Raw genomic sequence first — 26,282 nt, forward strand, 5'->3', positions numbered from 1 at the left:
GACAAAGCGATAAGCGGCTTCAATGTCTGCACTGGATGAAAGAGATTGCACGATAGATTGTCCTGTATGAGCTGCAAGTTGAGCCGCCAACTGTACAAGCCGTTTGGTCCTTCGTACATCCCCTAATTTTGCGCGCTGAAAAATGCTCTGTGCCCAGAGTGATGGTTCACTTAAAAACATGGCATGTGGTATCTGAAACAAAAGGTCAGGATCAGATCAGGTTAATTAAAAATGGTTCAAAAAAATCCCCCGGGGCAAACCGAGGGATTTGTGTAGAAGAGACAGGCAAATACGAGGCTTAATTGAGTAACGCAGAATCTAGTGACTAGATTACTTTACGCTTACTTACTTGGCGTTCATCAGTGCAACCGCGTTATCTAACATACGGTTACTGAATCCCCATTCGTTATCATACCAAGACATCACTTTCACTAAACGACCGTTCACACGGGTTTGAGTGGCGTCAAAGTTTGAAGAAAACGCATTGTGGTTAAAGTCGATAGACACCAATGGCTCTTTGTTTACCGCTAACACTTCGCTCAATGGCGCAACGCTGGCAGCACGTTCAATAATGGCATTCACTTCTTCAACTGTCGTGTCACGGGCAGCGATGAAAGACAAATCCACGAGTGATACGTTAACTGTAGGTACACGAACCGCTAAACCGTCGAATTTACCTTGTAATTCAGGTACAACCAAACCTACAGCAGCAGCTGCGCCAGTTTTAGTTGGGATCATTGACAGTGCCGCTGCACGGGCACGACGTAAATCTGTGTGGTACACGTCAGATAAACGTTGATCGTTGGTATAAGCGTGAATAGTGGTCATCAGGCCTGATTCGATACCAATCTCGTCATTTAACGGCTTAGCAAAAGGGGCTAAACAGTTTGTTGTACAAGAAGCATTTGAAATCACTGTCATGTCTGACGTCAGCATGTTGTTGTTCACACCGTAAACAACTGTGGCATCCACATTTTTACCTGGAGCAGAAATAATCACTTTCTTCGCGCCAGCGGTTAAATGTGGTTGAACGGTTTCTTTAGAAGTGAAGATACCAGTACATTCGAAAACCACGTCAACTTGCAACTCAGCCCATGGCAGTTTTGCAGGATCACGTTCTTGGAAAGTGAGGATCTTATCGCCATTCACATAAATGGCTTCTGCATCATGGTCAACTTTCGCATTAAAACGACCGTGAACAGAATCGTATTTTGTCAGGTGAGCGTTGATTGAAGCGTCGCCTAAATCATTAATAGCGACAATCTTGATTGGATAAGCTTTTTCGCTTTCGTACAAGGCGCGTAATACGTTTCTACCGATACGGCCATAGCCATTTATTGCTACACGGATAGTCATCTCATATCCCTCTGGTGATTATAAAATTCAACTGGTAGTAAAATTACCAAACTGACAGCTATCGTCAAGTTAAATCGGCATTTTACCGCTGTCATGATTAACAAATTAGGTATTTTTTTTACATCGGTCGCGAAATCGCCATTTTTCACGCGTTAATTGGGTAAAAAATTACAAGATGGCAAACATTTTGCCATCAGTTGCTTAGTTTACTTTTTCGACAGGCGCAGGCGGCACAGCTTCGGTTTCAGTTGGCGCTTGGGCAACCGCTTGAGGATCAAGCCATTGTCTTACTGGACTCATAGAATAAGTGCCCTTTTTTAACACATCAATTAGGGCTTGGGCTTTTAAATCGAGTTCAGTCGCCAGCGTTTTATTGCCACCGAGCAAGGCTAGCATTTTTTCTTCAGAATACTTCTGCTGCGTAAGTAGTAAATTTGCTTTCGTCAGCATATAGGATTTATCTAAAACCTGTTGCTGGCGATAGGCAGATGCGAGCCCAAGTAACCAGTTAACGTCGAAATCATCGTATTGGATTTCCGCAAAGACTTTAAGATAGAGTTGTTGCGCTTTGATGGCATTTCGATTGCTGTAATAGGTTGCGACTTGGGCAAGTAGAAAGGGGTCAGTCACTTCGCCGGCGTTTTCCTGTTCTAATAATCTATTTAACGCAGCGGTATCGCCAAAGCGAGTCCATTGGTAATAGGACATAAAAGGGTCTTGCCGTTCACGGGTTTGATCTTGTAGTAAACTTAAATTTTGAGTGCTTAGTCTAAAGGCTCTGGCTCTATCTGCTGTGCGATTGGTGTGGATGATATGCTGAACGCCAGAGGCGAGTTCAATGCAACGGCTGTAATCCTCAAGGTAGGTTAATTGTGAGTAGAGCTGCTTACCTGTGAGGTTTTCGTTGTCTTTTAACATGTAGCGGTTTTGGATAAGCTTGGTCTTTTCAGTCAAACACCAGCTGTCCTTATGCAAATCGGCACAAATTTCAGGATTATTTTTACAAATTGCTGAGATATTTCGGTCATTATCACAACCGAAAAGACCGAAAAAGCTCATCCCTAAGGTAAATGATGTAATTATTACTAGATTTTGTCTCAAAACACTCTCCAAACGATAATTTTTCTAATAAAATTACAGATTTACAGAAAATATCTTACTGGCAACAAAGCGCGACTTTCATTACAATGGCGCCGACCAAAACAGGGTTTTCCCTAAAACCCGCATTAGATTATTGGTCTTTTCGTCATGTTACTCAAACCTTTCAGTACATTTTATTGAAAAGTGAGATAAAGGATCTGTAAATGAGCGCTGATAAACACCTACAAAGTTGGCAAGAACGTTTTGAAATGGCAGAGGCGATGCAGCCTTTGTTAGGCAAGTTGTACCGTAACCAAGGCGTTGAAGTCGTGGTCTATGGCAAGCCGTTACTCAATGCTTCTACGATTGAAATCATTAAAGCGCACCGTTTAGTTCGTCGTCATGTCGGTGAAAAATTACGTTTACGCGAGAGTTTCCCCTTCGTTCAAGCTTTGAGCAAACTCGCAGTTAAACAATGTAAAGTGGATATTGGTAAACTCGCTGTCAATTACTGGCGCGACCATACTGATGTCAGCGAAATTGAAAGCTATATGGCAAAAGAATTGGCCGATGCTATCGACCATGCCGATGATGTCGCACCGCGTGACGTCGTGCTTTATGGTTTTGGCCGTATCGGTCGCTTATTGGCACGCTTGTTGATTGAACGCACAGGTCGCAGCAATAAGTTAAGGTTACGCGCTATCGTTTTACGTGGCGGTAAGAAAGGCGATTTAGAAAAACGCGCGAGTTTACTGCGTCGTGACTCAGTCCATGGTCCTTTCAATGGCTCTGTTGAAGTTGACGAAGAGAACAACGCCATCATAGCCAATGGCACTTATATCCAAGTGATCTATGCTAATTCACCCGACGAAGTGGATTACACTAAATACGACATCAATGATGCATTGATTGTTGATAATACAGGTATTTGGAAAGATGAAGCGGGTCTTGGTTTACACCTTAAGAGCCCAGGTGCCAGCAAAGTATTACTGACGGCTCCTGCAAAAGGCGCGATTAAGAATATCGTTTACGGTGTGAACGAAGGCGATATTACCCCTGAAGACATTATCGTTTCTGCGGCGAGTTGTACCACCAATGCTATTACGCCAGTACTGAAAGCTGTGAATGATAAATATGGTATCGAGAATGGTCACGTTGAAACGATTCATTCTTATACCAACGATCAAAACTTGATTGATAACTATCATACCGCTGACCGTCGTGGCCGTAGTGCACCATTAAACATGGTGATCACTGAAACGGGTGCAGCAAAAGCGGTTGCTAAAGCTTTACCTGCATTAGCCGGTAAGTTAACAGGTAACGCGATTCGTGTGCCGACGCCTAACGTCTCTATGGCGATCATCAGTATGAACCTGAATGCTGAAACCAGTAAAGATGAGCTTAACGAGTATCTGAAAGATACGGCGCTACAATCACCACTGCAAAATCAAATTGACTACACAGACTCTACTGAGATTGTATCGAGCGATTTAGTGGGTTCTCGCTACGCGGGTGTGGTTGATTCACAAGCGACTATTGCAGAAGGCAAGCGTGCCATTCTTTATGTATGGTATGACAACGAATTTGGTTACAGTTGCCAAGTGGTTGGCGTAATGCAAACGATGTTAGGTTTAACGACGCTATCACTACCTGCGTAAATTGCCCACGTAGTTTTTGCTTGAGTGATTAATAACTTTGCCTAACCTTTGAATAAAGCGCCCAATAGGGCGCTTTTGTTTTTCTATACTTCTACAATTTTATTGGACTCGACTCCATGCTCCCCTGTTTATCTGCCGCGTTTAATTAGCGGTAGCATCGGCATCAGTATCGGTACAAAGCCTAAATTGATGAATGAAACATCAACTTTACTGAGGTGTGGCGGTTTATTGGGCAAACGATACGGCTTAGATCATTTTTTAAAAATTGTTGATTGACTCTGAGGTCTAAATCGGTAGAATGCCAATCCGCAGTCAGGGGAAAGCATGCCGAGCATGAGTTCAAATGATTAAGCGCAATGATAGGCGACATTAGCTCAGTTGGTAGAGCGATACCTTGCCAAGGTATAGGTCATCGGTTCGAACCCGATATGTCGCTCCAAATTTTAATAAATTTGGCAGTTTGGGCGCGATGGCAGAATGGCTATGCTGCGGATTGCAAATCCGTCGATCTCGGTTCGACTCCGGGTCGCGCCTCCATAGATTAAAGTATTAATGACACGATTCCAGTTGTTAATATAAAGAGTTTGCCCGAGTGGTGGAATCGGTAGACACAAGGGATTTAAAATCCCTCGCTGGTAACAGCGTGCCAGTTCAAGTCTGGCCTCGGGTACCAAAAAACAGAAAAGCCCTGACTGATGTCAGGGCTTTTTTGCTTTGTAACTTCTACATCCACATTTTATGATTCTTAATCTAGTATCACTACAGCTATAGATTGGTTAGGCCCAAGCCCACTATTTTACTCATTCAGTATTGCGACTTCTGACCTGTTTCTTTTCTACAATACAAAACTGAGTGATTTTGTGATCTAGATGTTGTAAATCGCTTTATTCAAGTAATGTCACTATTGGGTGATAATTGCGTAATAAAATGTACTTTTTATTGTTGAATCAATAATAGTGTAATAATTTCCCTAAGAAGGGACTTAAGTCGCTATTCCCCCCTTAAAGACAGTGGTATAAATAAGCCGAAATTTCCCCCTACACGCGCATATTAGGATACGTAGTCATGATTTTCTCTCAAGTATTACTCGCACCCGCTGATCCAATTCTTGGTTTAACCGATACCTTTAAAGCTGATCCGCGTCAGGATAAAGTTAATCTTGGTGTTGGCATTTATAAGGATGAGGCAGGACAGACTCCCGTTCTGGCTTCAGTGAAAAAAGCCGAGGCCATTTTACTTGAGCAAGAGAAGACCAAAAACTACTTAGGCATTGAAGGCGTTCAAGCTTATAACCGTGTAGTACAAACCTTGTTGTTCGGCGAAGGCAGTGCATTAATTTCTTCTGGCCGTGCTGCCACAGCGCAAGCTCCTGGTGGGACAGGAGCACTGCGTATTGCTGCTGAGTTTTTACTGCGTAATACCGATTCGCACACGATTTGGGTGAGCAATCCAACGTGGGCCAACCATCAAAATATTTTTGAAACGGCGGGTTTAACGGTTAAAGAGTACGGTTATTACAAAGCAGAAGCCCATGACATCGATTTCGATACCATGATGACTGACTTGTCTCACGCCAATGCGGGTGATGTCGTGCTGCTACACGGTTGCTGCCATAACCCAACGGGTATCGATTTAACGTTGGCGCAATGGGAACTTGTTGCTCAATTGTGTGCTGATAAGAAACTCGTGCCACTGTTTGACTTTGCTTATCAAGGTTTTGGTGCTGGCATTGAAGAAGATGCGGCAGGTCTGCGTTTAGTCGCGTCTAAAGTGTCTGAGTTACTGGTCGCTAACTCTTTCTCTAAAAACTTTGGTCTATACAACGAGCGTATTGGCGCCGTGACTGTGGTGGCTGAAGATGCTGATGCTGCCGTACGTGCTTTTAGCCAAGTGAAACGTACCATACGCGCCAACTATTCTAATCCGCCAGCCCACGGCGCACTGATCGTCAGCACGATATTAAATGATGCAGCTCTGAAAGCCATGTGGGTGCAGGAAGTCAAAGAGATGCGTGAACGTATCGCCGAAATGCGTACTCTGTTTGTTGATAGCTTAAAGGCTGAGGGCGTGACTCAGGACTTCAGTTTTATTTCTCGCCAAAATGGCATGTTCAGTTTCTCAGGTTTAAACAAAGCCCAAGTGGCACGTTTGAAAGACGAGTTTGGTGTTTATATTGTCGGCTCTGGACGCATTAGCGTTGCAGGCATGACTAAGACGAATATGCCTGTTATCTGTAAAGCCATAGCACAAGTGTTGTAATGGTTATAGCAGCCTTATAGACAGACTAAAGGGACATTCCTTTTAGCTTTACAATATAAAGGACAGCACTTGCTGTCCTTTATTATTTCGATTGAATGATTAACAGGTAAGCGCTAGCAGGCAAGCGGTTGTTGAGTGAGATCATTGATCCGCAGCAGGGCGCTTAATGCATCTAATAAATTAGCTTGATCATGTAGATTGGGATTATGGCGATTCTTCAACGGAAAATAGTTAATCAGTGGCCCTAAACGCGTTTGTTCAGCGTGGCGAAGTACTTTGTGAATAATGGGCTTGCCAATCACCTGGTGACACCAAGCTATGCGTTGCTCAATGCTAAACCGACCCGCGGGTGAGGCCTCTTCGGCAAGGTTATCGATAAAGATCACCTGCGCTTTAGTTGCTGCAAGACTTTTGGCAAATTTAGGTAACAGCAGCGGTGGCATGATACTGGTTAAAAAACTTCCAGGGCCTAAGATGACCAAGTCTGCCTGACGAACAGCTTCACAGGCTTCAAAGGTGGCATCGACCTGTGGTTCAAGGCTGAGTGCAATAGGAGCCTCATTCATACTGTCGACATTAATCTCCCCAAAGACTTTACTACCACAGGCTTGCAGGGCCACTAAGTGAGTGGGCTGCTCTGACATGGGAATAAGTTGGGTTTCTATCTTAAGTAAGTTACGGATGAGATTAACCGCTTCTAATGGACGAACGCAGAGTTGATCAAGAGCCAGTAAGATTAAATTACCTAAATTATGGCCACTGAGTTCAGTGGCACCTTGGAAACGGTATTCGAACAATTGCGAGCCAACGGAAGGACGATTAGCTAAATGGGATAAGCAGTTACGTAAATCACCCCAAGCAATGCAGTCTTGCTCGGCTCTCAGTCGACCAGTAGAACCACCATTATCAGTGGTGGCGACAATCCCTGTAAGGCGGTTGCCTAAAAAATCGAGCGAGGATAATACTCGGCCTAAACCATGGCCTCCGCCGATGGCGACGACACGTTCAAATTGATTTAACATCAAATGCTGCATCTGGGTTTTTCCTTCCTGAATACCCGAAAATTTAATGTCATAGCCATCCATTGTCGCTATAAGCGGGATGACTCATGAGCCGTTGTGTAATGGTGATAACGCTAAGGAACCTTAGTATAAATACTCAGTCAAATGCTTGCATCTATAAATGACGGCGTAATAGCAAGCTCGACTCGATAATGGTGCCTCAGGCGTAATATTGTACCTGAGTTCGTGATCATGATGATGGGCAAATTTCGTGAAATCTGACAAATAGCTTATAATCCGGCCTTTATTTGCCCAATAAGGGCGTTACACCTAAGGTGAATGATTGAAAACGGGTAGAATCGGTTCGTTTACATTGGCATTAGCCATGGTCATAGTGGCGATTTTTGCATTACGAGTTTGGATCATTCCTCACTCGAGTGACTCATCCGCTATTGCGCCCCAATTCGTTAGCGATGTCGATCCTGTTACGCAAGTCCCTGACTTTTCAGCGATCAGCGACATTACCGAAAAGAAGAAAGCTTTTTTTGATTTCCTGCGGCCGATTGTTCAGCAACAGAATGCCATTATCTTGATGGAGCGTGGCTTTATCAATGAGATGCTTGCCTTAGTCGATAATGGTAAGAGTTTATCTGATACTGAATTAGCGCAGATCAATGCGTTATTTGATAAATACCAATATCCGGCGCGTAACGTAGATGCTAAGTCATTAGCAAGCTTACTTAAACGTGTCGATATCGTGCCGGAATCTATGGTGTTAATTCAAGCCGCGAATGAATCGGGTTGGGGGAGTTCACGTTTTGCCAGAGAAGGTTTTAACTTTTTTGGTGAATGGTGTTTTACTTCTGGCTGCGGCATAGTGCCGTCCTCACGTGGTTCGGGTAAAAGTCATGAGGTAAAAGTGTTTTCATCGGTCGATGAATCGGTTTCATCCTATATGCGTAATTTAAATTCTAATACTGCCTATGCGTTATTTCGCTCTATTCGAGCAGATTTACGTTCACAGGAGCTAGAGCCAACAGCGGATCAATTGATTTACGGTTTAGTGAATTATTCTGAAAGACAAGAAGCTTATATTGATGAGCTGCTTGATATGTTACGTCATAATGAAAAATATTTGGTGAATGTCGATGTATAAAAAACTGTTGTTTAGTAGCCTGTTTTTTTTGGCAACTAGCGCCGCTGCAGAAACTGTATCCCTTGAATATAAAGGCTTTTATGATAGGTTAAAACAAGTCAATAAAGGCGGTTATCAACTCGTGGAAGTGGCTTTTAGTGTTCCAATGCAAAAGAATTGTTTGATCCAAAGTGGTTCTATTTCCAGTGAAAAAACCTCAACGCCACTGACGTATACTGATGCTCAGCGGTTATTCATTCCCTTAGATGATGATTTAAAAGATCAGCGAGCCTTGGTTAATCTGCATTTCGCTGGCAGCGCTGAGGGATGTGGTATTGCAATGCAAGTTAGAGCAAAACAGACATTAGCCGAGTACGATAAAACGCGCTTACAACAAATCATGACTGAGATGGACACGCTGCTCGGTGCTATGCAAGGCTTCCCGATGCGTTATTTTAGGGAATCCATTACTGGCTTAAACTTTGAATTCTCACCTGAACAAGAAGTCTATGTACGCCTTAATGGCCGTGAACAAGCCGTTAAGGGCAGTTATAAATTAGCCGCGAATGAGCTTGAAAACATCACTACGCTAAGCTTCAGTGCCCAGCCATTAGTGTTGAGTCCTTGGGTGAAGTGATCCTCTTTGCCTCGTTGAATTGGCATCTTGAAAAAATCGATTCAGAAGCACGGGCTCAAAGATAGTGTAGGCAGTCTTAACTTATTTTGTTGCCATAAAAATGCCCACTTAATGTGGGCATTTTTGTTTAGCTAATTTATCTTGCATACTTTCGTTGCGTTAACTTCTCTTACTGAATAGGCGCTAAATTCAGTCTAAGTTAGACTTCGTAAGTGTTAACAATATCAATGCGTTTTGCTGCATCCAAATCGATACGACCACTATTGGCGATATCAAGAAAATCGAATGCAGGTAGATTGGCTTCAGCAACATCACCACGCATAGGCGCATCTGGGTCACGTGTTAGAGACACAAAGTCGAACTGTTCACGGTCAACACCCTGTGATGGTGCGGTGTTTTGCATGGCGGTGAATATTGTTTCAATACGACCAGGATACTGTCTATCCCACTGATTCAGCATGTCTTTGACTGCGGCGCGCTTTAAGTTTTCCTGTGAGCCACACAAGTTGCATGGAATGATTGGAAATTCTTTTAAGCTGGCATATTCTTCGAGATCTTTCTCGCGACAATAGGCTAGGGGACGTATGACGATATTGGCGCCATCATCCGACAGCAGCTTTGGCGGCATTGCTTTCATCTTACCGCCAAAGAACATATTTAAGAACAAGGTCTCGATAATGTCATCCCTGTGATGGCCTAGGGCGATTTTAGTGGCGCCGATACGCTGAGCAAAGCCATAAAGCGTTCCGCGGCGCAGGCGAGAGCATAGGGAGCAGGTGGTTTTACCTTCCGGAATTTTGTCTTTCACTATCGAGTAGGTATCTTTCTCGAGGATGTGATAAGGCACATTGAGCTTATCGAGATAGGCAGGCAATACATGCTCAGGGAAGCCTGGTTGCTTCTGATCTAAATTAACCGCAATGATTTCAAACTGAATGGGCGCGCGTTGCTGCAGATTCATTAAAATATCGAGCATGGCGTAGCTGTCTTTACCGCCACTGAGGCAGCACATGATCTTATCGCCATCTTCAATCATATTGTAATCGGCAATCGCGCTGCCCACTTCACGACGAAGCCGCTTCTGTAATTTATTCAGACGGGTAGTTTGTTTTTTTGATAATTCTTCCGGCATAGGATTTGCCGTAACTTCAGATATAGCTTCAAGCATAAAAAAGCGCCCAGTAACACAGTTTCAGGGCGCGTATTATTCCAGCTATCTTTGGCGGGGTAAAGAGCCGCGTATTGCTTAGGCTTCTTCTAACGGTGATTTATAACCGTCGGGCTTTATAGCCAATAAATCGCAGTTGATGCTATCGATAACATGTTCAGCGGTATTGCCTATCAATGCTGCTGAAAATCCGGTACGACCGACAGTCCCTAGGATCACCAATTCAGCATCAAGTTTTTCAGCCAGCTCAGGGATCACATCCTCTGGTAAACCTTCTTTTACATGGCAATGACTTGGATTAATATCATAAGCGCCCGCAAGATAACTCACGCGCTGCTCATGCTGCATGCGAATGGTTTCGTTGTATGACTGGGCATCAAAGTCAGGAAGCTCAATGGCTAGGTTAACTGGCGTGCCGGGATAACCATTGACTAAATGTACTTCAGCAGAGAACTTTTTCGCCAAATCTTTTGCATGTTCAATAATTTTACCGTTAAGCATTTGATGATCGGTATCTTCGGTTGCCACATTCACAGCACAGAGGATTTTGCCCGCGGCTGGCCAGTCATGGGCTTTCACCATCAACACTGGCACAGGGGCTTTACGCATTAAATGCCAATCAGTTGGAGTGAAGATCACCGCCTTGAGTTTGTCGTGGGCATGGGTGCCTTTAACAATCAAATCGTATTGCCCTGAAATAGCATGATTAATAATGCTTTCAAAGGGGCGATTATGCCAAATGACTTGAGTATCGATATTGAGTTGCAGATGAGTATAAGCGGCGAGTAAGTCTTGGATCCAAGCGAGCCGTTGATCTATGACACCTTGACGCATGGCTTCGCGTTCTTGATTCGACAAAATCGAAGTCATTTCGTAAGAGAAGTCGAAGATAGAAAGAAACACAGTGACTTGAGCGTTGCATTTACTGGCCAAGGCGACCGCTCGTGCAAGGGCAACTTGATTCTCAGTGGTAGGGTCAACCACAACCAGTATTTTTTGATAATCCTTCATGGGAGGTTCCTTTAGTCATAGGCTCAATATCATCATGAGCCTTTGGCAGTGAGCTGTATTGTTCTAGATCAAACTCATTTGAAATTGATTAAAACTCGCTTAAAAATCATGCCTTAATCTGCATGACATGTCTAGTAAGCACAGTTTTTACCATTAAACTGTTATGCTATTGGCGACAATTATTTAGGCTTGACCTCTCACGGTTAATGCTCTTGCGATTGACTATCTCGCGATGCGAGAATTACCCGCTAACAGATTTAGCTCTTGCGAGTCGAGGATAGTGATGTACTTACCCTTAACCTCAATCAAGCCTGACTTTTGGAAGCGTCCAAGTAAGCGGCTGATGGTTTCAACGGTTAAACCGAGATAATTGCCAATGTCACCGCGGGTCATGGTTAAACGGAATTCTTTAGGTGAGAAACCACGACTGCCGAAACGATTTGCTAAATTGCTGATAAATGCAGCCAGACGTTCTTCGGCATTTTTCTTACTGAGTAGCAGGATCATTTCTTGATCGCTCATGATCTCATTACTCATTAGACGCATGATCTGCTGACGTAACTTAGGCATAGTGCCCGAAAGTTCATCGAGGATATTAAAGGGGATTTCACAAACCATAGAGGTTTCGAGGGCCTGTGCAAAACTCTGATGTAACTGAGCGTGAATACCATCAAAACCAATCACATCACCCGCAAGATGGAAGCCAGTTATCTGCTCATCACCTTGCTCGGTAATAGTGTAACTTTTGATGGTGCCAGAGCGGATCGCAAACAGGGATTTCAACGCATCTCCTGACTTAAAAATTTGCTCGCCTTTCTGAATTGGCTTTTTACGCTCAATAATATCATCGAGCTGATCTAGCTCACTTGCATTGAGGGTAAAAGGAATACAAAGGGTACCCATACTGCAATCGTGACAATGGATTGTGCATCCGCTAGCGGCAGGACGACGATTCTTATTTTGTTCAATTGTCATGTTGATTCTCAAGTTTATCCACTGCAACCATGTTAAACCAATTCACTCACTTGGGCTAGTTTAGCTGCGCGAGTGCGATATATAAAGTTTGACCACCAAAGGCAATTAACAGTAAGCCGCTCAATAGTCTAACGGTTTTCTTTTGTACCCATGCAGCAAGGCGTTTTGCCGCCATGCCAGCGCTTAATAGGGCGGGTAAAGTACCCAAGCCAAAGGCTAACATAATCAAGGCGCCTTGGCTGGCAGAGCCAGATGCAACCGACCAAGTTAAGGTGCTATAGACGAGGCCGCAGGGGAGCCAGCCCCAAATGAATCCCGCCATGACTGCTTGGCTCGGATTCTTGATTGGAACAAGACGCTGCGCTAGCGGTTTTAAATATTGCCATAGCCATTGACCTACACGCTCAATTTGCACTATTCCAACCCAAATTTTAGCGATGTAAAGTCCTGTTGCGATCATCATCAGTCCGGCAATCATGCGCAGGACAATCAGATAAATATCCAGCTCAAATAAGTGACCAAGACCTGCCGACGATGCGCCCACTAAGCCGCCCGCTAAGGTGTAACTTAAAATACGGCCTAAATTGTAACTCAGTAAATATTTAAGCTGATGGGCCAGCTGGTTACCTATTTTAGGATGAGGGATTTGGGCGGAAAACGCGCCCACTAAACCGCCACACATACCAAAACAATGTGCCGCTCCCATCAAGCCGACGAGAAAGGCACCGGTGACATTGTACTCAATCACAAAGGCATGCCTTTTTGCTGATTTTTTATCGCTTGCTGCGCTGCGATGTCATCATGTTCTGCTGTTGACTGAATGGCAGAGGTGGGCAGATGGCCAGGTTTATCAGTATTTTCATCAAACAATATAGAAACACTTTGACGGTCAAGATCGTCAAATTGCTCAGATTTCACTGCCCAGAAAAATACCATTACCGCAATGGCGACGAAGATCATGGCAATGGGGATAAGCACATAAATAATTTCCATAATGACCTCTTACTATCTGGTTAAACGTTTTATTATGATCACACTTTTACCCGTAATAATCTCAGGCTATTACCGACCACAATCAAAGAACTCGCCGACATGCCAATCGCGGCAATATAAGGTGCCACATGACCAGTGACAGCTAAAGGCAAGATAAGGGCGTTGTAACCCAGCGCCCACGCTAAATTTTGTTTAATAATTTGCGTGGTCAGTTTAGCGACCGCGACAGCTTGGGTGAAACGGGATAGATGATCGCCCAGTAAAATCAAATCGGCACTGTTTTTGGCAATCGCACTGCCACTGCCCATGGCGACCGACAAATCAGCCCCCGCAAGTACTGGCGCATCATTGATGCCATCGCCAAACATCGCCACGCGAGTATGCTGTTGTAATTTCGTTACTAGGGCAAGTTTACCCGCGGGGGTTAATCCGCTGTGCACATATTCAATTCCCAGCTCTTTGGCCAATTGATGCACATGTCCGGAGCTATCGCCGCTGGCGATACTAATGCGGCAACCTTGTTGCTTTAATATCTCAATCGTGGCCTTACTGTCTTGACGAATATTGTCTTGGATCTCAAAACTTGCAAGCACTTCAAGCTGCTCATTGGCTGAGCGTGCTAACCAAATCTTTTGGGTTGGGTCTTGAGTATCGACACGTGCGCCAGTAAATACAGCATTACCAATTAAATAGTCAGTCCCCTCGATACGGCCTCGAACACCAAAGCCGACTTCATGGTGAACTTGCTCTGCGACCAAGGTATTATCGGCAAATAGGGCAAATGCAGCCGCAATCGGATGGCGAGAGCCCGTTTCCAGCGCCGCTGCAATGGCTAAGGCCTGCGTCTTTGTTAAATCGGCCATGCACTGCGTTTGCCCGATAGAGAGCGTACCACAGGTAAGGGTGCCAGTTTTATCAAAGACCACATGTTTAATCTGCGGCAGTTTTTCAAAGACACCGGCCTTGCGAGTAATGATGCCAAGACGCGTAAAAATGGCGGTTGCACAGGTGACGGCGGTCGGTGTCGCTAGCGCTAAGGCACAAGGACAAGTGGCGACCAGAACCGATAGCGTTACCCAAAAGGCATCCTCTGGGGAAATCTGTTGCCAAACCAAATAGGTGATCGTCGCGATTGTTAGAATCGTACCCGAGAAATAGCGGGATAATTTATCGGCTAATAGGGCTATCGCAGGTTTTGTATTGGATGCCAGCTCCTGCAGTCGAATAATTTCCGCCACGAGTTGGTCTTGCCCTAACGCGGTAACTTTAACTTTTATCGGTTGATCGACGTTGATAGTGCCAGCGTACACTTGCTGATCTTGCTGCTTTTCAATGGGCATTTGCTCACCAGTGAGCATAGCTTCATTGATGTTTGTGTGGCCTTCAATCACCACACCATCGGCCGCAACCATTTCCCCTGGTTTTACAAGGATCACATCATTGAGGCGTAACTTTTTGGCCGGAATTTCTTCTTGACCATTTTCGGTGACTAAGTGTGCAGTGAGCGGCACCAATTTATGTAAATTACTGGAGCTGACCGAGGCCTTTTGTCTTGCCTTTTGCTCGAAGTAACGCCCAAGTAACAAAAAGAAAGTAAACATGGATACGGATTCAAAATACACTTCGCCTGTGCCATTCACTGTGGCAAAACAGCTTGCGGTATAGGCACCACCAATGGCAATCGAAACAGACACATCCATATTGAGTTTGCCGCTGAGCAGGGTACGAATGGCGCTAAAATAGAAGGGTTGCGCCGAATAAAGCACCACAGGCGTTGCAAAAATCATGCTAACCCAGCGGAAATAGTCCCGATACTGCACGTCTAAATCGGTGAAGTAGCCAGTATAAAGGGCGAGGGCGAACATCATGACTTGCATAGTCGCAAAGCCAGCTAAGCCTAAACGTAGTAAAAATTTGCGACTATTGAGTTTATTGTTGAGCTCTTGTTCGTCAACTTGGTAGGGCGCGGCTTGATAGCCGATACGACTAATTTGTCCGAGAATATCGCTAAGTTTTACCTTGCGTTTATCCCAACTGATCATGGCGCGTTGGGTGGTTGAGTTGACTAGCACTTGGCTCACGCCCGCAAGTTGTTTGACTTTGTGTTCAATTAACCAAGCACAGGCGGCACAGGTGATACCATCGATGGAGAGTGATACTGATTCAACATTGTCCTCAGAATGCACAAAGTCTTGCTGCACTTCGGGCAAGTCATAGGCGCTAAATTGCGTTAATGCTTCGGGGACCAGGGCATTCTGTTTATTGCCAGGCTCAGTGCGGAACTTGTAATAACTGAGTAATCCCGCATCGACAATCGCTTGAGAAACCGCCTGACAGCCAGGGCAACACATAAGTTCATCACGGTCATTAATGCGAGTTACAAACTGCTGGCCCGTCAGAACGGGCTCTTGGCAGTGAAAACAACTTGGATACGTCATAGCGCTACTTATTTAACCACAATCAATTCAGCCAAAGTTGGACGTGATCTTTTAATTCAACGCGTTGGTGAATTCGCCATTTACCGTCGTAACTTTCGAGGCGTACTTCCCAAGGGCCAGTTAGGGTAGTAGGGATGCTAATGCGATACACATTGCTGGCATCGGCCGTCGCAGTGAGTTTCATATCTCTGTCGGCAATGGTTGGATGATAGAACTCGACTTTCAAGGCGGCTTGATATGCAGGTCCCCCTTGCTGCGTCAGTAAAATCTCATTATTGGCTTGATCGAGTGAAAAATTCATGCCTATTTGTTTGGCATACTTCACTTTACTTAAGTCCATATTAATGGCTTTGCCATCTTTGTAGTAATCCTCGGCGACTAAAGAGTCCGAGTTCGTAAGGGCAATTTTTAGCGTGGTAAAACTTGCGACGACGGCACATAAAGGAAGAATAATTAAAAACCAAGGCCAGAACTGCTTATACCAGGCTTGTTGTTCGCTCATGTCAGATACCCATTCAAAAAATTTGCGCCATTTTACCGTTAAAAGACGGTTTTAGCACTTTAAAAAAAAGGCCTCGAAGTCTTCGAGGCCTTAGTGTTACTTATACCTAATTACTTGTTTGACAAGCTATAAACATAAGCTGTAATGACGTGAACTTTCTCTTCACCTAGAACGTCTTTCCACGCTGGCATCACACCTGCGCGACCATGTTTAATGGTCTCTTCGATCATGCCACGGCTACCGCCATATAACCAAACATCGTCAGTTAAGTTAGGAGCACCCATAAACTTGTTGCCTTTAGCGTCCATACCATGACACGCAAAACAACCTTTCATGAATGAGCCTTGACCTTGTGCAGCGAGTTTCTCGTCATGCTCACGACCAGACAATTTAACAACGTATTCAGCTAAACCAGCAATCTCGCTATCTTCGATTGGCAAACCACCTTTGGGTGGCATCATGCCATGACGACCTGCCATGATAGTGGTCTTAATCGTGGCTAATTCACCACCATATAACCAGTCACCATCGGTAAGATTAGGGAAGCCTTTGCTACCACGTGCATCAGAACCATGGCACTGAGCGCAGTTTTGCAGGAACAAACGGCCACCCACTTTCAACGCTTCTTGGTTTTTCACTAATTCTTCTAGTGGTGTTGCCAAGTAAGCCGCGAAGATTGGGCCATATTTTTCATCAGCGTGTTTTACTTCTTGATCATACTGAACATAAAGACCTTCTTTTGCTGCTAGCTCAATCGCTGCGGCAGAATCGGCTTTAATGCCATGCTCTGTACCGATACTCTGGTTAGAACTCGTCCAGCCTAATAAGCCTTTGTAGTTACCTAAACCAGGAAATAGTGCCAAATAGATCAAGCCAAACACGATAGTGATATAGAACATATAACTCCACCATTTTGGCAGTGGGTTATTGAGTTCTTCAATACCGTCGAAACTGTGACCCATGGATTCGCCTTCTTTTACGTCAGTGGTGTTCTTAGAACACACACGCAGTAATAGAAAACAACCCGCGATCACGACTAACGAGAGTACAGTAATCCAAACACTCCAGAAGCTACTCATCACTTATTCTCTCCTGAGTCCTTCGATACCTTGTTGACTTCCTCATCGGAAAACACAAGGTTAGCTGCTTCATCAAATGATTTTTGACGACGCGAGCTATATGCCCAAGCAAATATACCGACGAAGGTCAGCATCACAATGATGGTTAAAATGCCTTGTAATGTGCCGTAATCCATATATTGCCTCCTTATTTGAGTGCGTGACCCAAAGACTGAAGATATGCAATCAAGGCGTCCATTTCTGTCTTACCTGCAACAGCCTGCTGTGCGCCTGCGATTTCTTCATCGGTATAAAGATCATTACCTTTGTAACCGCCTTTATGCAGGTTACGTAGGATAGTCATCTTGTCACCCGTTAGTTTGCCGTCTAACTTGTTTTCGGCTAACCATGGGAACCCTGGCATATTCGATTGAGGAACTACAGCACGAGGATCGATTAAGTGAACTTCATGCCATTTATCGCTATAACGACCGCCAACACGTGCAAGATCAGGACCCGTACGCTTAGAACCCCATTGGAATGGATGATCCCAAACTGATTCGCCCGCGACAGAGTAGTGACCATAACGTTCAGTTTCTGCACGTAAAGGACGGATCATCTGGCTGTGACAGTTATAACAACCTTCACGAACATAGATGTCACGACCTTCAATTTGCAGGGCAGTGTATGGCTTTAAACCTTCAACTGGCTCAGTCGTATCTTTTTGAAAAATCAACGGTGTGATTTCAACGAGACTACCGAAGCTGATAGCGATAACAGTAAAAATCGCTAACAAACCGATGTTTTTTTCAACTATCTCATGATTAAATTTCATCGAGTTTGCTCCTTTAAGCCGCTGTTGGTTCAGCCAATGCTGGCAATGAATCTTTAGAGGCTTTCACAGTACGGATCACGTTATATGCCATGATCAGCATACCGGTCAGGAAGAAACAACCGCCAAGGAAACGTACAAAGTAGAAAGGATAAGAAGCTTCCAGACTTTCAACAAAGCTATAAGTCAAAGTACCGTCAGCATTCACTGCGCGCCACATCAGACCTTGCATTACACCTGAAATCCACATTGAGACGATGTAAAGCACAGTACCAATAGTCGCTAACCAGAAATGGACGTTAATTAACTTGATACTGTACATACGGCCGTGACCGAACAGTACAGGGATCAAGTGATACAGAGAACCGATTGACACCATTGCAACCCAGCCTAGCGCGCCGGAGTGAACGTGACCGATAGTCCAGTCTGTATAGTGTGATAGTGCGTTAACTGTCTTAATTGCCATCATAGGGCCTTCGAAGGTAGACATACCGTAGAAAGACAGAGAAACAACTAAGAAACGTAACACAGGGTCAGTACGCAGTTTATGCCAAGCACCAGACAAGGTCATGATACCGTTAATCATACCGCCCCAAGAAGGTGCGAATAGGATCAGTGACATCACCATACCTAAAGACTGAGTCCAGTCAGGTAACGCTGTGTAATGTAAGTGGTGAGGACCAGCCCAGATATACAGTGCGATCAGTGCCCAAAAGTGGACAATAGAAAGACGGTAAGAGTACACAGGACGACCTGCTTGCTTAGGTACGAAGTAATACATCATCCCCAAGAAGCCTGCGGTTAATAAGAAACCTACAGCGTTGTGACCATACCACCACTGCACCATAGCATCGACAGCGCCGCTATACAGAGAGTATGACTTGAACAGACTGACTGGTACTGCCATAGAGTTAACTATGTGTAGTACGGCAACGGTAATAATAAAGGCACCAAAGAACCAGTTCGCCACATAAATATGCGAAGTTGTTCGTTTGATAATAGTACCGAAGAACACGATAGCGTAGGACACCCAAACGATAGTAATTGCGATATCGATAGGCCATTCTAGTTCAGCGTATTCTTTTCCTTGGGTGAAACCCATTGGTAAAGAGATAGCTGCTGACAGAATGATGGCTTGCCATCCCCAAAACGTAAATGCGGCTAACTTAGGTGCAAATAGTCGGGTTTGACAGGTGCGTTGTACGACATAATAGGATGTTGCAAAAAGGGCTGATGTACCGAACGCGAAGATCACCGCATTGGTGTGTAATGGTCGCAAGCGACTATACGTTAACCAAGGAGTGTCAAAGTTCAGCTGAGGCCAGATTAACTGAGCCGCAATTAATACGCCGACTGACATACCAACAATACCCCACAAAACTGTGGTTAAGGCAAATTGGCGGACAATGGCGTAATTGTAATCAGCGCCTGTTGGCTGGGAATGGTTCATCATAATGCTTCCACTGCTTATTACTTTTACTTTTAGTAAAGACAAGCTTTACCTGTTATAAATGACATAAAACTCAGTCTCCCTATTAAGGTTGCTGAGTGATGTCAATGCGTTACCCTGCATATTTTTGCTCAAATATGAGGTTTCGCAATGATACTTGAGCCATATCAAAAAAGATACCAAAGAAGGGGTGTGGAAAGTTGATCTAGATCAACCTACGCCATAGAATGTTAACATATTGCATCATAAGGTTAATCTTTGTGCTAACTCGTCTGAGTCCCTATTTATTTATCGCATTATTTAGCTTCAATCTCACAGCTTGTAAGGAAGATGCAAAGCAAGTCACACTTAAAAGCAGTCTTGATCCTTCACTTTGCCAATTTTCTAAGGGGGATTGTGTTAAAAAAGTTGAGGATGTTGAGCTCACTTTTCGCTTGTCACCAGGGAGTGCTCCAAGCGAAAAGCCATTGACATTACAGTTGTTATCTTCCATGCCAATTTCTAATGTGCAAATCCGCTTAGAAGGAAGAGACATGTTTATGGGTGTTATTCCTGTAAATGTGAAGCAAACTGACAAAATGACTTATATCGGTCAGTTAGTCTACGGTTCTTGTAGTAGTGGCTACATGGTTTGGCGTGGCTTTGTTAGTTTTAGCGTTAATGGTGAAACTCAAACGGCTGTTTTTGATTTTCTCGCAGATGACAATGGTTAAAACTGCCTTGATATATCTTTGAAAGTGCTTGATATGGCTTTCTAAACATCAAGACCATCAACTGGGCATATTACAGATTAGTGATCCTTCCAGTTTTCTTTTACTTTGACAAAAATGTCTACATTTTCAATAAAGAGCTGTAATAAGTGAGGATCAAAGTGTGTTGCCGCCCTTTTACGCATTTCAGCTAAAACCTCTTCTAAAGGCCAAGCTGTTTTATAACAGCGGGCATGGGAAAGGGCATCAAACACATCTGCGATTGCCACAATCCGCGAGAAAATGTGAATTTCGTCTTGTTTTAGATTTGCAGGATAACCAGAACCATCATATTTTTCATGATGTTGCAGTGCAATAATTGATGCGGCCTTTAGTATTGGTCTCTCAGAATTTGCAAGAATTTGATGGCCAATCATAGGGTGCTGACGCATAACTTTCCATTCTTCGTCATCTAATTTGCCGGGTTTAAGTAGGACAGCATCGGGGATCGCAATTTTACCAATGTCATGCATTGGTGAGGCACGGCGCAGTAAATCGGCTTCGTATTCACTTAAACCGGCGAGTAATGCTAATTGAGAACAATACTCCGCCATACGTTTCACATGATTGGCAGCTTCTTTCGAGCGGCTTTCAACAACATCACCTAAACGTAAAATAAGCTCTGATTGTGTATCTTCCACCTCTTGATTGAGCAGCAAATTTTCAAAGGCTATGCCCACGTTGATGGCAAAAATATCAATGAGTTTCTTATCAAGATCATCAATTCTATCAATACCATCCATATAAAGTAGATTGATTAAACCGCCTTTGGTGGGAAAGTAACCGATAAAGCAATTGTCTTCATAAAGGCACCGCTGTTGGGTGAGCGCACTGCGCAGTAGACGATCAATATGTTCAGGTAGTTGCGTAATGTGGGATTTATTAGCAAATTGGCCAGTACCTGCAAGGATTTCTATATTGACAGGTTCAACATGACCACTAATCGCATCAATCGCATTACAAGTCAGCAGTAGCGTTTCTGAGTCGAGATTAAGTAGAGTGGCCACTTGTGTCAGTAGCCCATCGGCGAATTTATGCAGGGTGCGTAGTTCAAATAATCCTGAGGTGGCTTCTAGTACTCTTTCTAAGCCCTTACGGTGATTTATTTGCGTGCGCCTTGCTTGCTCGATTTCCATTATATCGCGATAAGAGCGAAGGGCTGAGTAGACGCTGGTCATCAGCTTACGGGAATCGAGTTCAGCTTTTGCTTTGTAATCATTAATATCGTAATTGACGATAACGTCTTCTTCAGGTGCTTGCCCTGGCTGGCCTGTACGTAAGATCAATCGAGTGGTTTTATTCAGTAATTCTTCACGGATCCACTTTACTAGTTCTAACCCTGCATGGTCACTTTCCATGACAACATCAATAAAGGCAATGGCGATGTCATGTTCTTGATTGAGTAATTCTTTTGCTTGTTCGGCACTATAAGCATTGATAAAGGTGAGGGCACGGCCATCAAGTTTAAAGCGGGAGAGGGCAAGCTTAGTGACGGTATGAACATCAGGTTCATCATCGACCACTAATACCTTCCAAGGAATACCAGACTCTGTTGTCTCGGTAGACTTTTTACCGGAAAAAAGAGGGTTTTTCTTTGCAAGATCAATCAGCATCCGATACCTCATTCAAGTAAAAATAATGATCACATAATCAGTGTAGTAGACACATTTCAAAGCGGTGCAAAATCTTGCATAAAATAGCGAGATGAGTGGCAATCCTTAAATTACGTTGTTGATAACGATTCTCATCTGTGTATTCTATTACTATCAAATAATGATAGGGAGGGAAAGGGCATGACTAATCGAATTAACTTATCAATTTCAGCGCATAAATTGGCACAGCTGATACATGATGGACACATCTGCGCATCTGACTTCACGTGCTTAGATAGCCAATCGAAACAGCAAGTGTGGCAGCTATGCTTGATCTGTTGCAAAAAGCGTATTACTTGTCAGCAATGTTCATTTTCAAGTTGCGCTAAAAATCTGACATATCTTGATGCCGATAAATAACATTATCGGCATTTGCGTTTAAGTATTATCATACAAGAAACTCTTATAATTCAGATGTAATATGCAACTTCCTCCAGTAATCCCGTTATTTGACTCATTTGAATTCATACAAGTTGGCAATAGTATTGTTAACCAATATATCACCCAAATTAGCATGAAAAAGGTGGTTGATGCGGGCTTAGTCATCGAGCATGCCAGTGATTGGCTATTTGAGCAAAAGCATAACGAAAACAACTATAAAGCTTATCGCAGTGAACTCACTACGTTTCTGCATTGGTGTTTTGATGTAGTTTCAATGTCTCCCATTCAAGTTACGCGCAAAGACATGAGCCGTTACGTTGATTATTGCCAAGCACCGCCGATAGCACTGATCGGTTATTTTAATGTGCCACAGTTTAAGTACGATAAACTGCATGATGAACGGGTTCCAAACTCGCAATGGCGACCATTTGTCGGCAAAAAACAACTCGGGCAAATCCAGCCTTATGTGTTAAGCGATAATGCGTTAAAAACAAAAATGGCCATTTTGTCTTCGTTTTATTCGTATCTGACAAGTGAAGAATATTGTGAGCGGAATCCTGCTCAAATCTGGCTTAATCACAGTCGATTTGCAGCAAACAGGCAATATCAGTGTCAAACTCATGAAGATGAAAATAGTCTCGCATTCACTGAATTACAGTGGTCATATATTATGGCGACCGTTACTGGGCTAGCAGAAGAATTTCCTGAGTTACATCAAAGAAGTTTATTCCTCATTACATTGATTTATTGCTGTTATTTACGCATTTCAGATGTGTCTGCACGTGCGGGTTATTCGCCGGTGATGAACCAGTTTAAACGTAATCAGCAAACGGGCATCTGGAGTTTTCATATTCCGTTGAGTAAAGGTGGTAAAAGACGCAGTGTTGCGATTTCAAAAGCCTTGCTCAATGCGTTAGTCAAATATCGTCAGTTTTTAGGATTAACGGATTATCCAGGACCAAACGAAAATCATCCTTTGTTTGTACGGCACAAAGCTGCTGGACGCGGCCGAGATGTTGGTATCCTCAATGCCAATCTAGGCATTCGTCATGTTCGCGACGAAATTCAAAAAATAATTAATCTGGCTGCAGAACGTATAGAAATCGATGGCTTTACACAAGATGCGGCGCAGATGCGCAAACTTACTGCCCACAATATTCGTCACACTGGCATTACGCACGATATCAACATCAACCGCAGACCGTTATCCCATGTACAAGCCGATGCTGGCCACGAAAGTATCGACACTACATCGCAATATTTGCACACAAGCCAAATTGAACGTCATGAAAGTGCATTCAACAAACCAATCGACCATTTGAAAGGCATAGAGTGATTAGATACAAAGATGCGCACAATGTATATTATGTTAAATATTCTCTATGCGGTTCCCATTGCAGCTCTTTTTTGTGGCTTGTCATTCCAAATGAGTTTTGTGTCATTTCGTGAGTCTGAATTTTGTTATTATATATCAAGGCTATAATTCACTCCGCCAACAGCTTTGCTCTATTATGGTGCAAAGCTGTTCATCCAGAGCGCATTAAATTTTGTGTTTGCTGCTTTTTGACAAAGTGCACCTCACACGCAGCTATGCGAACTCTTTTGAAGTATAGATGACGTGTTAGAAATGAATTTTATGAAACAATGTCCCAATCAAATCATGTCGCTCCATTAGAATTATTACTTACAATAATTCATAGGTTTACCAAGCTTAATTGAAATTGGTTCGTAGCTATATTTCCACGGCTTAATCTTACCGGTTAATTTGTTGTAATGTTGATGACGTGATTTATCAACATCGGAGTCGCTCGAACACATCACCAATTTCACCTGACTGTATCTTAAACAATTTAATCGTCGCTACGTGAATGCTTTGGTATATTGGACTCGCAAACTAGCCAGAAACACCTAGCAACGCGCTTATGCTTGTCCCAAAAGTCACAATAAAATACTAAGATGTTGCCGATTTTGAGCCGCCATGGACATAAATATGGCATTTTCAGGAGTTTTTATAGATATCGAGTGAAGCGCCCTAACCTTCTTTTGGACAAAAATCATTATGTGTACTACCTCATATATGAACTGACAGCGTTGATTAAATAGCTAGACTTAATCGGACAATCTCAACTCGACCCCACCCAGCTTATTTCTGGACATTTTCAAGTTAGACTTTTAGCTCGAATTAGTGAATTTAGAATTAAAATTTCTATGGATAACGCCTGCTTAAGCGGCTTAACCTTCATAACTTCTGAGTAGCTTAATGTTGAACAGTTACGGTTAGTTATTAATACGAATGACTTTTAAATGGGATTGATATCCATAACACTGCCCCTGATAGCGTGTTCTGGTCTAATCCCATCGGACACTTAACTTTGAGACAGTATGGTCAATAAATTAAGAGGTCCATATGAGTCAGAACAAATCACATAAGAGTTATCCGCAGGCATTTAAGGATGAAACCGTCTTGATGGTGCTGGAGCAAGGTTATAGTGTTGCCGATGCGACAAAGCCTCTTGGAGTTAGCACTAGTCTGCTTTACAACTGGAAGGAAAAACACGAAGCCTTGCAGCAAGGCCTTACCTTAGAATAGTCTGAACGTAATGAGTTGAAGTAATTTCGTAGATAAAACAAATTATTACGCATGGATAAAGAAATTATAAAAATACCCAAGGGGCACACCGAGGCCAGCGCCTTCTTTGCGAGAGAAATGAAGTAAAATTTAGTTTCATCAAACAGCAATCTAACCTGCTTCCCATAACACTGATATCCATCGATTCACACTGATTCTACTGACCAGCATACTTGCGAGAGCGGTACGAGAATGACCTTCGCTGAAATGGAGTAAGCACTAAATAGTGCCTACGTTTGCGTGCACTTTTCTCCGATTTACTAAGGCTGCGATGTTCGGATTATTCATATTTTTATGATTAAAAAGCGAATATCAATTAGGCCACATAATTAATGCAAATTATATTGCTGGCGGTGGCTTTATACCTGGGCTGAAAAACAAAAAATGAGTATCGTGCTTAGCGTAATTTTATTGAACATTCATCATATAGGTCATCCTCTGGAGCTGATTTTGATTAGTATTGGTTCTTGTACAGAACTTGATGATTGTGCTTTTTGGGCTTCTTCGATGCGTAAGTCAATAGTGGCAACTAACTTGGAAAACGCCGCCATCGAAGAAGCTCACGAGTTAGTCACCGTGGCGGACGATGGCGTGACGAGGCGGGTGTGTCACTCCCAAATCGAGGTGTTCTATGTGGAACTTGCGAACGTTCTTTCGCGGCGGTTGGCTCAGCCAAATCCGCAAGGATCGGGCAATCCGGGCGGCCATCGCCATGGCAATTTTCGGCTAGCTGCTCGAGCGTTTGCACCATAGCTTGTAGTTCAACGATCTTCGCCTTCAGTCCGTCGGCATGGGAGAGCGCCAACGCCTTAACGTCGGCGCTCGCGCGATCTCGATTGCACCACAAGAGCAGGAGCTCCGAGATTTGTTCGACAGAAAAGCCAAGGTCGCGTGCGCGACGGATGAAGCGAAAGCTTTGCGCGTCTGCCGAGCTGTAATTTCGGTAGCCAGCATCAGAACGATTCGCTTTGGGTATCAAGCCAATCTGTTCGTAGTAGCGAATCATCTTCGCCGAGATGCCGGACAACTTGGCTGCTTGACCAATATTCATCATTCTCTCCTTCTAGTAAATTAACCTGAGATCGGTTTAACAAGCCATAACTGTAATAGCATTAAACTCTGCGTTAGTGAGGTTCAGTTGTGGCTTATTGTCTTTCAATTGATAGGCGATGAGTCCGGCAATCATATTTAGCATAAAACCATGCACGCTGCGGTGTCTAGAGTGTTCTATTTGAGAGATATTTTTTAACTGGTCGTTGATGGTTTCTATGATGAAACGTCTCGACAGCATCGCTCTATCCCACAACAACATTGCCTT

General features: G+C 43.7%; 25 protein-coding genes, 3 tRNA genes and 2 pseudogenes. 11 read left to right on the forward strand and 19 right to left on the reverse strand.

From position 1 onward, the window contains the following. From L5M28_RS21865 to L5M28_RS21875, 3 genes are all read right to left on the reverse strand, one after another. The coding region (locus L5M28_RS21865) for a transposase (RefSeq protein WP_263204407.1) at positions 1–180 on the reverse strand (180 nt) is incomplete at its 3' end. 165 nt (positions 181–345) lie between these two features. After that, positions 346–1,356, reverse strand: a complete 1,011-nt coding sequence (gap, locus tag L5M28_RS21870) for a type I glyceraldehyde-3-phosphate dehydrogenase (protein WP_263204408.1) — start codon at positions 1,354–1,356, stop codon at positions 346–348. 201 nt (positions 1,357–1,557) lie between these two features. Next, positions 1,558–2,457 (reverse strand): DUF2989 domain-containing protein, encoded by a 900-nt coding sequence (locus tag L5M28_RS21875; RefSeq protein WP_212601541.1) that lies wholly within the window; start codon positions 2,455–2,457, stop codon positions 1,558–1,560. A gap of 203 nt (positions 2,458–2,660) precedes the next feature. Here L5M28_RS21875 and L5M28_RS21880 point away from each other — a divergent pair, with 203 nt between their 5' ends. The 5 genes from L5M28_RS21880 to L5M28_RS21900 all read left to right on the forward strand — a co-directional run bounded on the left by L5M28_RS21880 (position 2,661) and on the right by L5M28_RS21900 (position 6,353). Next, the gene (locus L5M28_RS21880) at positions 2,661–4,094 is read left to right on the forward strand and encodes a glyceraldehyde-3-phosphate dehydrogenase (protein ID WP_028759978.1); all 1,434 of its coding nucleotides are present in this window, start codon (positions 2,661–2,663) and stop codon (positions 4,092–4,094) included. A 363-nt stretch (positions 4,095–4,457) separates the two neighbouring features. Continuing rightward, a tRNA-Gly gene (locus tag L5M28_RS21885) sits at positions 4,458–4,533 on the forward strand. Positions 4,534–4,557: 24 nt separating this feature from the next. Then, positions 4,558–4,631 (forward strand) — tRNA-Cys (locus L5M28_RS21890). Between the two features lie 49 nt (positions 4,632–4,680). Further along, a tRNA-Leu gene (locus L5M28_RS21895) sits at positions 4,681–4,767 on the forward strand. Positions 4,768–5,159: 392 nt separating this feature from the next. Further along, positions 5,160–6,353, forward strand: a complete 1,194-nt coding sequence (locus tag L5M28_RS21900; RefSeq protein ID WP_105252476.1) for an amino acid aminotransferase — start codon at positions 5,160–5,162, stop codon at positions 6,351–6,353. A 113-nt stretch (positions 6,354–6,466) separates the two neighbouring features. Here the strand turns inward: L5M28_RS21900 and L5M28_RS21905 are convergent, their stop codons facing one another. Next, positions 6,467–7,387 (reverse strand): YvcK family protein, encoded by a 921-nt coding sequence (locus L5M28_RS21905; RefSeq protein ID WP_263204409.1) that lies wholly within the window; start codon positions 7,385–7,387, stop codon positions 6,467–6,469. A gap of 310 nt (positions 7,388–7,697) precedes the next feature. On the opposite strand from L5M28_RS21905, the gene L5M28_RS21910 reads away from it, so the two are divergent. Continuing rightward, complete coding sequence (locus L5M28_RS21910) at positions 7,698–8,510, forward strand: glucosaminidase domain-containing protein (RefSeq protein ID WP_263204410.1); 813 nt, start codon at positions 7,698–7,700, stop codon at positions 8,508–8,510. Then, the gene (locus L5M28_RS21915; RefSeq protein ID WP_263204411.1) at positions 8,503–9,126 is read left to right on the forward strand and encodes a DUF2987 domain-containing protein; all 624 of its coding nucleotides are present in this window, start codon (positions 8,503–8,505) and stop codon (positions 9,124–9,126) included. The genes L5M28_RS21910 and L5M28_RS21915 overlap by 8 nt, the downstream gene beginning before the upstream one ends. Positions 9,127–9,325: 199 nt before the next feature. On the opposite strand, the gene ttcA is transcribed toward L5M28_RS21915, so the two are convergent. The 11 genes from ttcA to ccoN all read right to left on the reverse strand — a co-directional run bounded on the left by ttcA (position 9,326) and on the right by ccoN (position 19,556). Beyond that, positions 9,326–10,294 carry a tRNA 2-thiocytidine(32) synthetase TtcA gene (gene ttcA / locus L5M28_RS21920; RefSeq protein ID WP_263198383.1) on the reverse strand — a complete coding sequence of 323 codons (969 nt, stop codon included), beginning with the start codon at positions 10,292–10,294 and terminating at the stop codon, positions 9,326–9,328. A gap of 78 nt (positions 10,295–10,372) precedes the next feature. Next, positions 10,373–11,305 carry a universal stress protein UspE gene (uspE, locus tag L5M28_RS21925; RefSeq protein WP_105252478.1) on the reverse strand — a complete coding sequence of 311 codons (933 nt, stop codon included), beginning with the start codon at positions 11,303–11,305 and terminating at the stop codon, positions 10,373–10,375. 222 nt (positions 11,306–11,527) lie between these two features. Beyond that, positions 11,528–12,280, reverse strand: coding sequence for an electron transport transcriptional regulator EtrA (etrA, locus tag L5M28_RS21930; RefSeq protein WP_006081599.1), 753 nt, complete (start codon positions 12,278–12,280; stop codon positions 11,528–11,530). 55 nt (positions 12,281–12,335) lie between these two features. Continuing rightward, the gene (locus L5M28_RS21935) at positions 12,336–13,028 is read right to left on the reverse strand and encodes a sulfite exporter TauE/SafE family protein (RefSeq protein ID WP_219250730.1); all 693 of its coding nucleotides are present in this window, start codon (positions 13,026–13,028) and stop codon (positions 12,336–12,338) included. Then, positions 13,025–13,273 carry a cbb3-type cytochrome oxidase assembly protein CcoS gene (ccoS, locus tag L5M28_RS21940; RefSeq protein ID WP_131524187.1) on the reverse strand — a complete coding sequence of 83 codons (249 nt, stop codon included), beginning with the start codon at positions 13,271–13,273 and terminating at the stop codon, positions 13,025–13,027. The genes L5M28_RS21935 and ccoS overlap by 4 nt, the downstream gene beginning before the upstream one ends. A gap of 38 nt (positions 13,274–13,311) precedes the next feature. Further along, a complete protein-coding gene (locus tag L5M28_RS21945; protein ID WP_263204412.1) occupies positions 13,312–15,711 on the reverse strand; it encodes a heavy metal translocating P-type ATPase in 2,400 nt (799 codons plus the stop codon). A 22-nt stretch (positions 15,712–15,733) separates the two neighbouring features. Beyond that, on the reverse strand, positions 15,734–16,213 hold the full coding sequence (locus L5M28_RS21950) for a FixH family protein (protein WP_105252481.1): 480 nt from the start codon (positions 16,211–16,213) through the stop codon (positions 15,734–15,736). A 110-nt stretch (positions 16,214–16,323) separates the two neighbouring features. Further along, on the reverse strand, positions 16,324–17,292 hold the full coding sequence (ccoP, locus tag L5M28_RS21955) for a cytochrome-c oxidase, cbb3-type subunit III (protein ID WP_028759967.1): 969 nt from the start codon (positions 17,290–17,292) through the stop codon (positions 16,324–16,326). Further along, complete coding sequence (locus L5M28_RS21960) at positions 17,292–17,468, reverse strand: CcoQ/FixQ family Cbb3-type cytochrome c oxidase assembly chaperone (protein WP_028759966.1); 177 nt, start codon at positions 17,466–17,468, stop codon at positions 17,292–17,294. Before L5M28_RS21960 ends, ccoP begins: the two co-directional genes overlap by 1 nt. Before the next feature lie 11 nt (positions 17,469–17,479). Further along, positions 17,480–18,106 carry a cytochrome-c oxidase, cbb3-type subunit II gene (gene ccoO / locus L5M28_RS21965; protein ID WP_028759965.1) on the reverse strand — a complete coding sequence of 209 codons (627 nt, stop codon included), beginning with the start codon at positions 18,104–18,106 and terminating at the stop codon, positions 17,480–17,482. Positions 18,107–18,119: 13 nt separating this feature from the next. Continuing rightward, positions 18,120–19,556, reverse strand: a complete 1,437-nt coding sequence (gene ccoN, locus L5M28_RS21970; protein WP_028759964.1) for a cytochrome-c oxidase, cbb3-type subunit I — start codon at positions 19,554–19,556, stop codon at positions 18,120–18,122. A gap of 224 nt (positions 19,557–19,780) precedes the next feature. On the opposite strand from ccoN, the gene L5M28_RS21975 reads away from it, so the two are divergent. After that, positions 19,781–20,266 (forward strand): hypothetical protein, encoded by a 486-nt coding sequence (locus L5M28_RS21975; protein ID WP_411569192.1) that lies wholly within the window; start codon positions 19,781–19,783, stop codon positions 20,264–20,266. A gap of 77 nt (positions 20,267–20,343) precedes the next feature. Here the strand turns inward: L5M28_RS21975 and L5M28_RS21980 are convergent, their stop codons facing one another. Beyond that, the gene (locus L5M28_RS21980) at positions 20,344–21,915 is read right to left on the reverse strand and encodes a DUF3369 domain-containing protein (RefSeq protein WP_263204413.1); all 1,572 of its coding nucleotides are present in this window, start codon (positions 21,913–21,915) and stop codon (positions 20,344–20,346) included. Positions 21,916–22,095: 180 nt separating this feature from the next. Here L5M28_RS21980 and L5M28_RS21985 point away from each other — a divergent pair, with 180 nt between their 5' ends. From L5M28_RS21985 to L5M28_RS21995, 3 genes and pseudogenes are all read left to right on the forward strand, one after another. Next, entirely contained in the window at positions 22,096–22,314 is a 219-nt protein-coding gene (locus tag L5M28_RS21985; RefSeq protein WP_105252484.1) for a hypothetical protein, read from the forward strand. A 61-nt stretch (positions 22,315–22,375) separates the two neighbouring features. After that, positions 22,376–23,671, forward strand: coding sequence for a tyrosine-type recombinase/integrase (locus L5M28_RS21990; protein WP_263204414.1), 1,296 nt, complete (start codon positions 22,376–22,378; stop codon positions 23,669–23,671). Positions 23,672–24,742: 1,071 nt separating this feature from the next. Continuing rightward, positions 24,743–25,101 (forward strand): annotated as a pseudogene (locus tag L5M28_RS21995) (transposase); the annotation flags it as partial. Here L5M28_RS21995 and L5M28_RS22000 read toward each other — a convergent pair. The 3 genes and pseudogenes from L5M28_RS22000 to L5M28_RS22010 form a co-directional block, all read right to left on the reverse strand. Further along, positions 25,097–25,252, reverse strand: a pseudogene (locus tag L5M28_RS22000) (IS630 family transposase); the annotation flags it as partial. The pseudogenes L5M28_RS21995 and L5M28_RS22000 overlap by 5 nt on opposite strands. A gap of 283 nt (positions 25,253–25,535) precedes the next feature. Next, positions 25,536–26,015, reverse strand: coding sequence for a Cu(I)-responsive transcriptional regulator (cueR, locus tag L5M28_RS22005; RefSeq protein WP_219252643.1), 480 nt, complete (start codon positions 26,013–26,015; stop codon positions 25,536–25,538). Positions 26,016–26,051: 36 nt separating this feature from the next. Next, positions 26,052–26,282, reverse strand: a 231-nt coding sequence (locus L5M28_RS22010; protein WP_263197872.1) for a transposase, incomplete at its 5' end; no start/stop codon positions are given.

The sequence above is a fragment of the Shewanella sp. SW32 genome (assembly GCF_025653365.1).
Lineage (GTDB): Bacteria > Pseudomonadota > Gammaproteobacteria > Enterobacterales > Shewanellaceae > Shewanella > Shewanella oncorhynchi.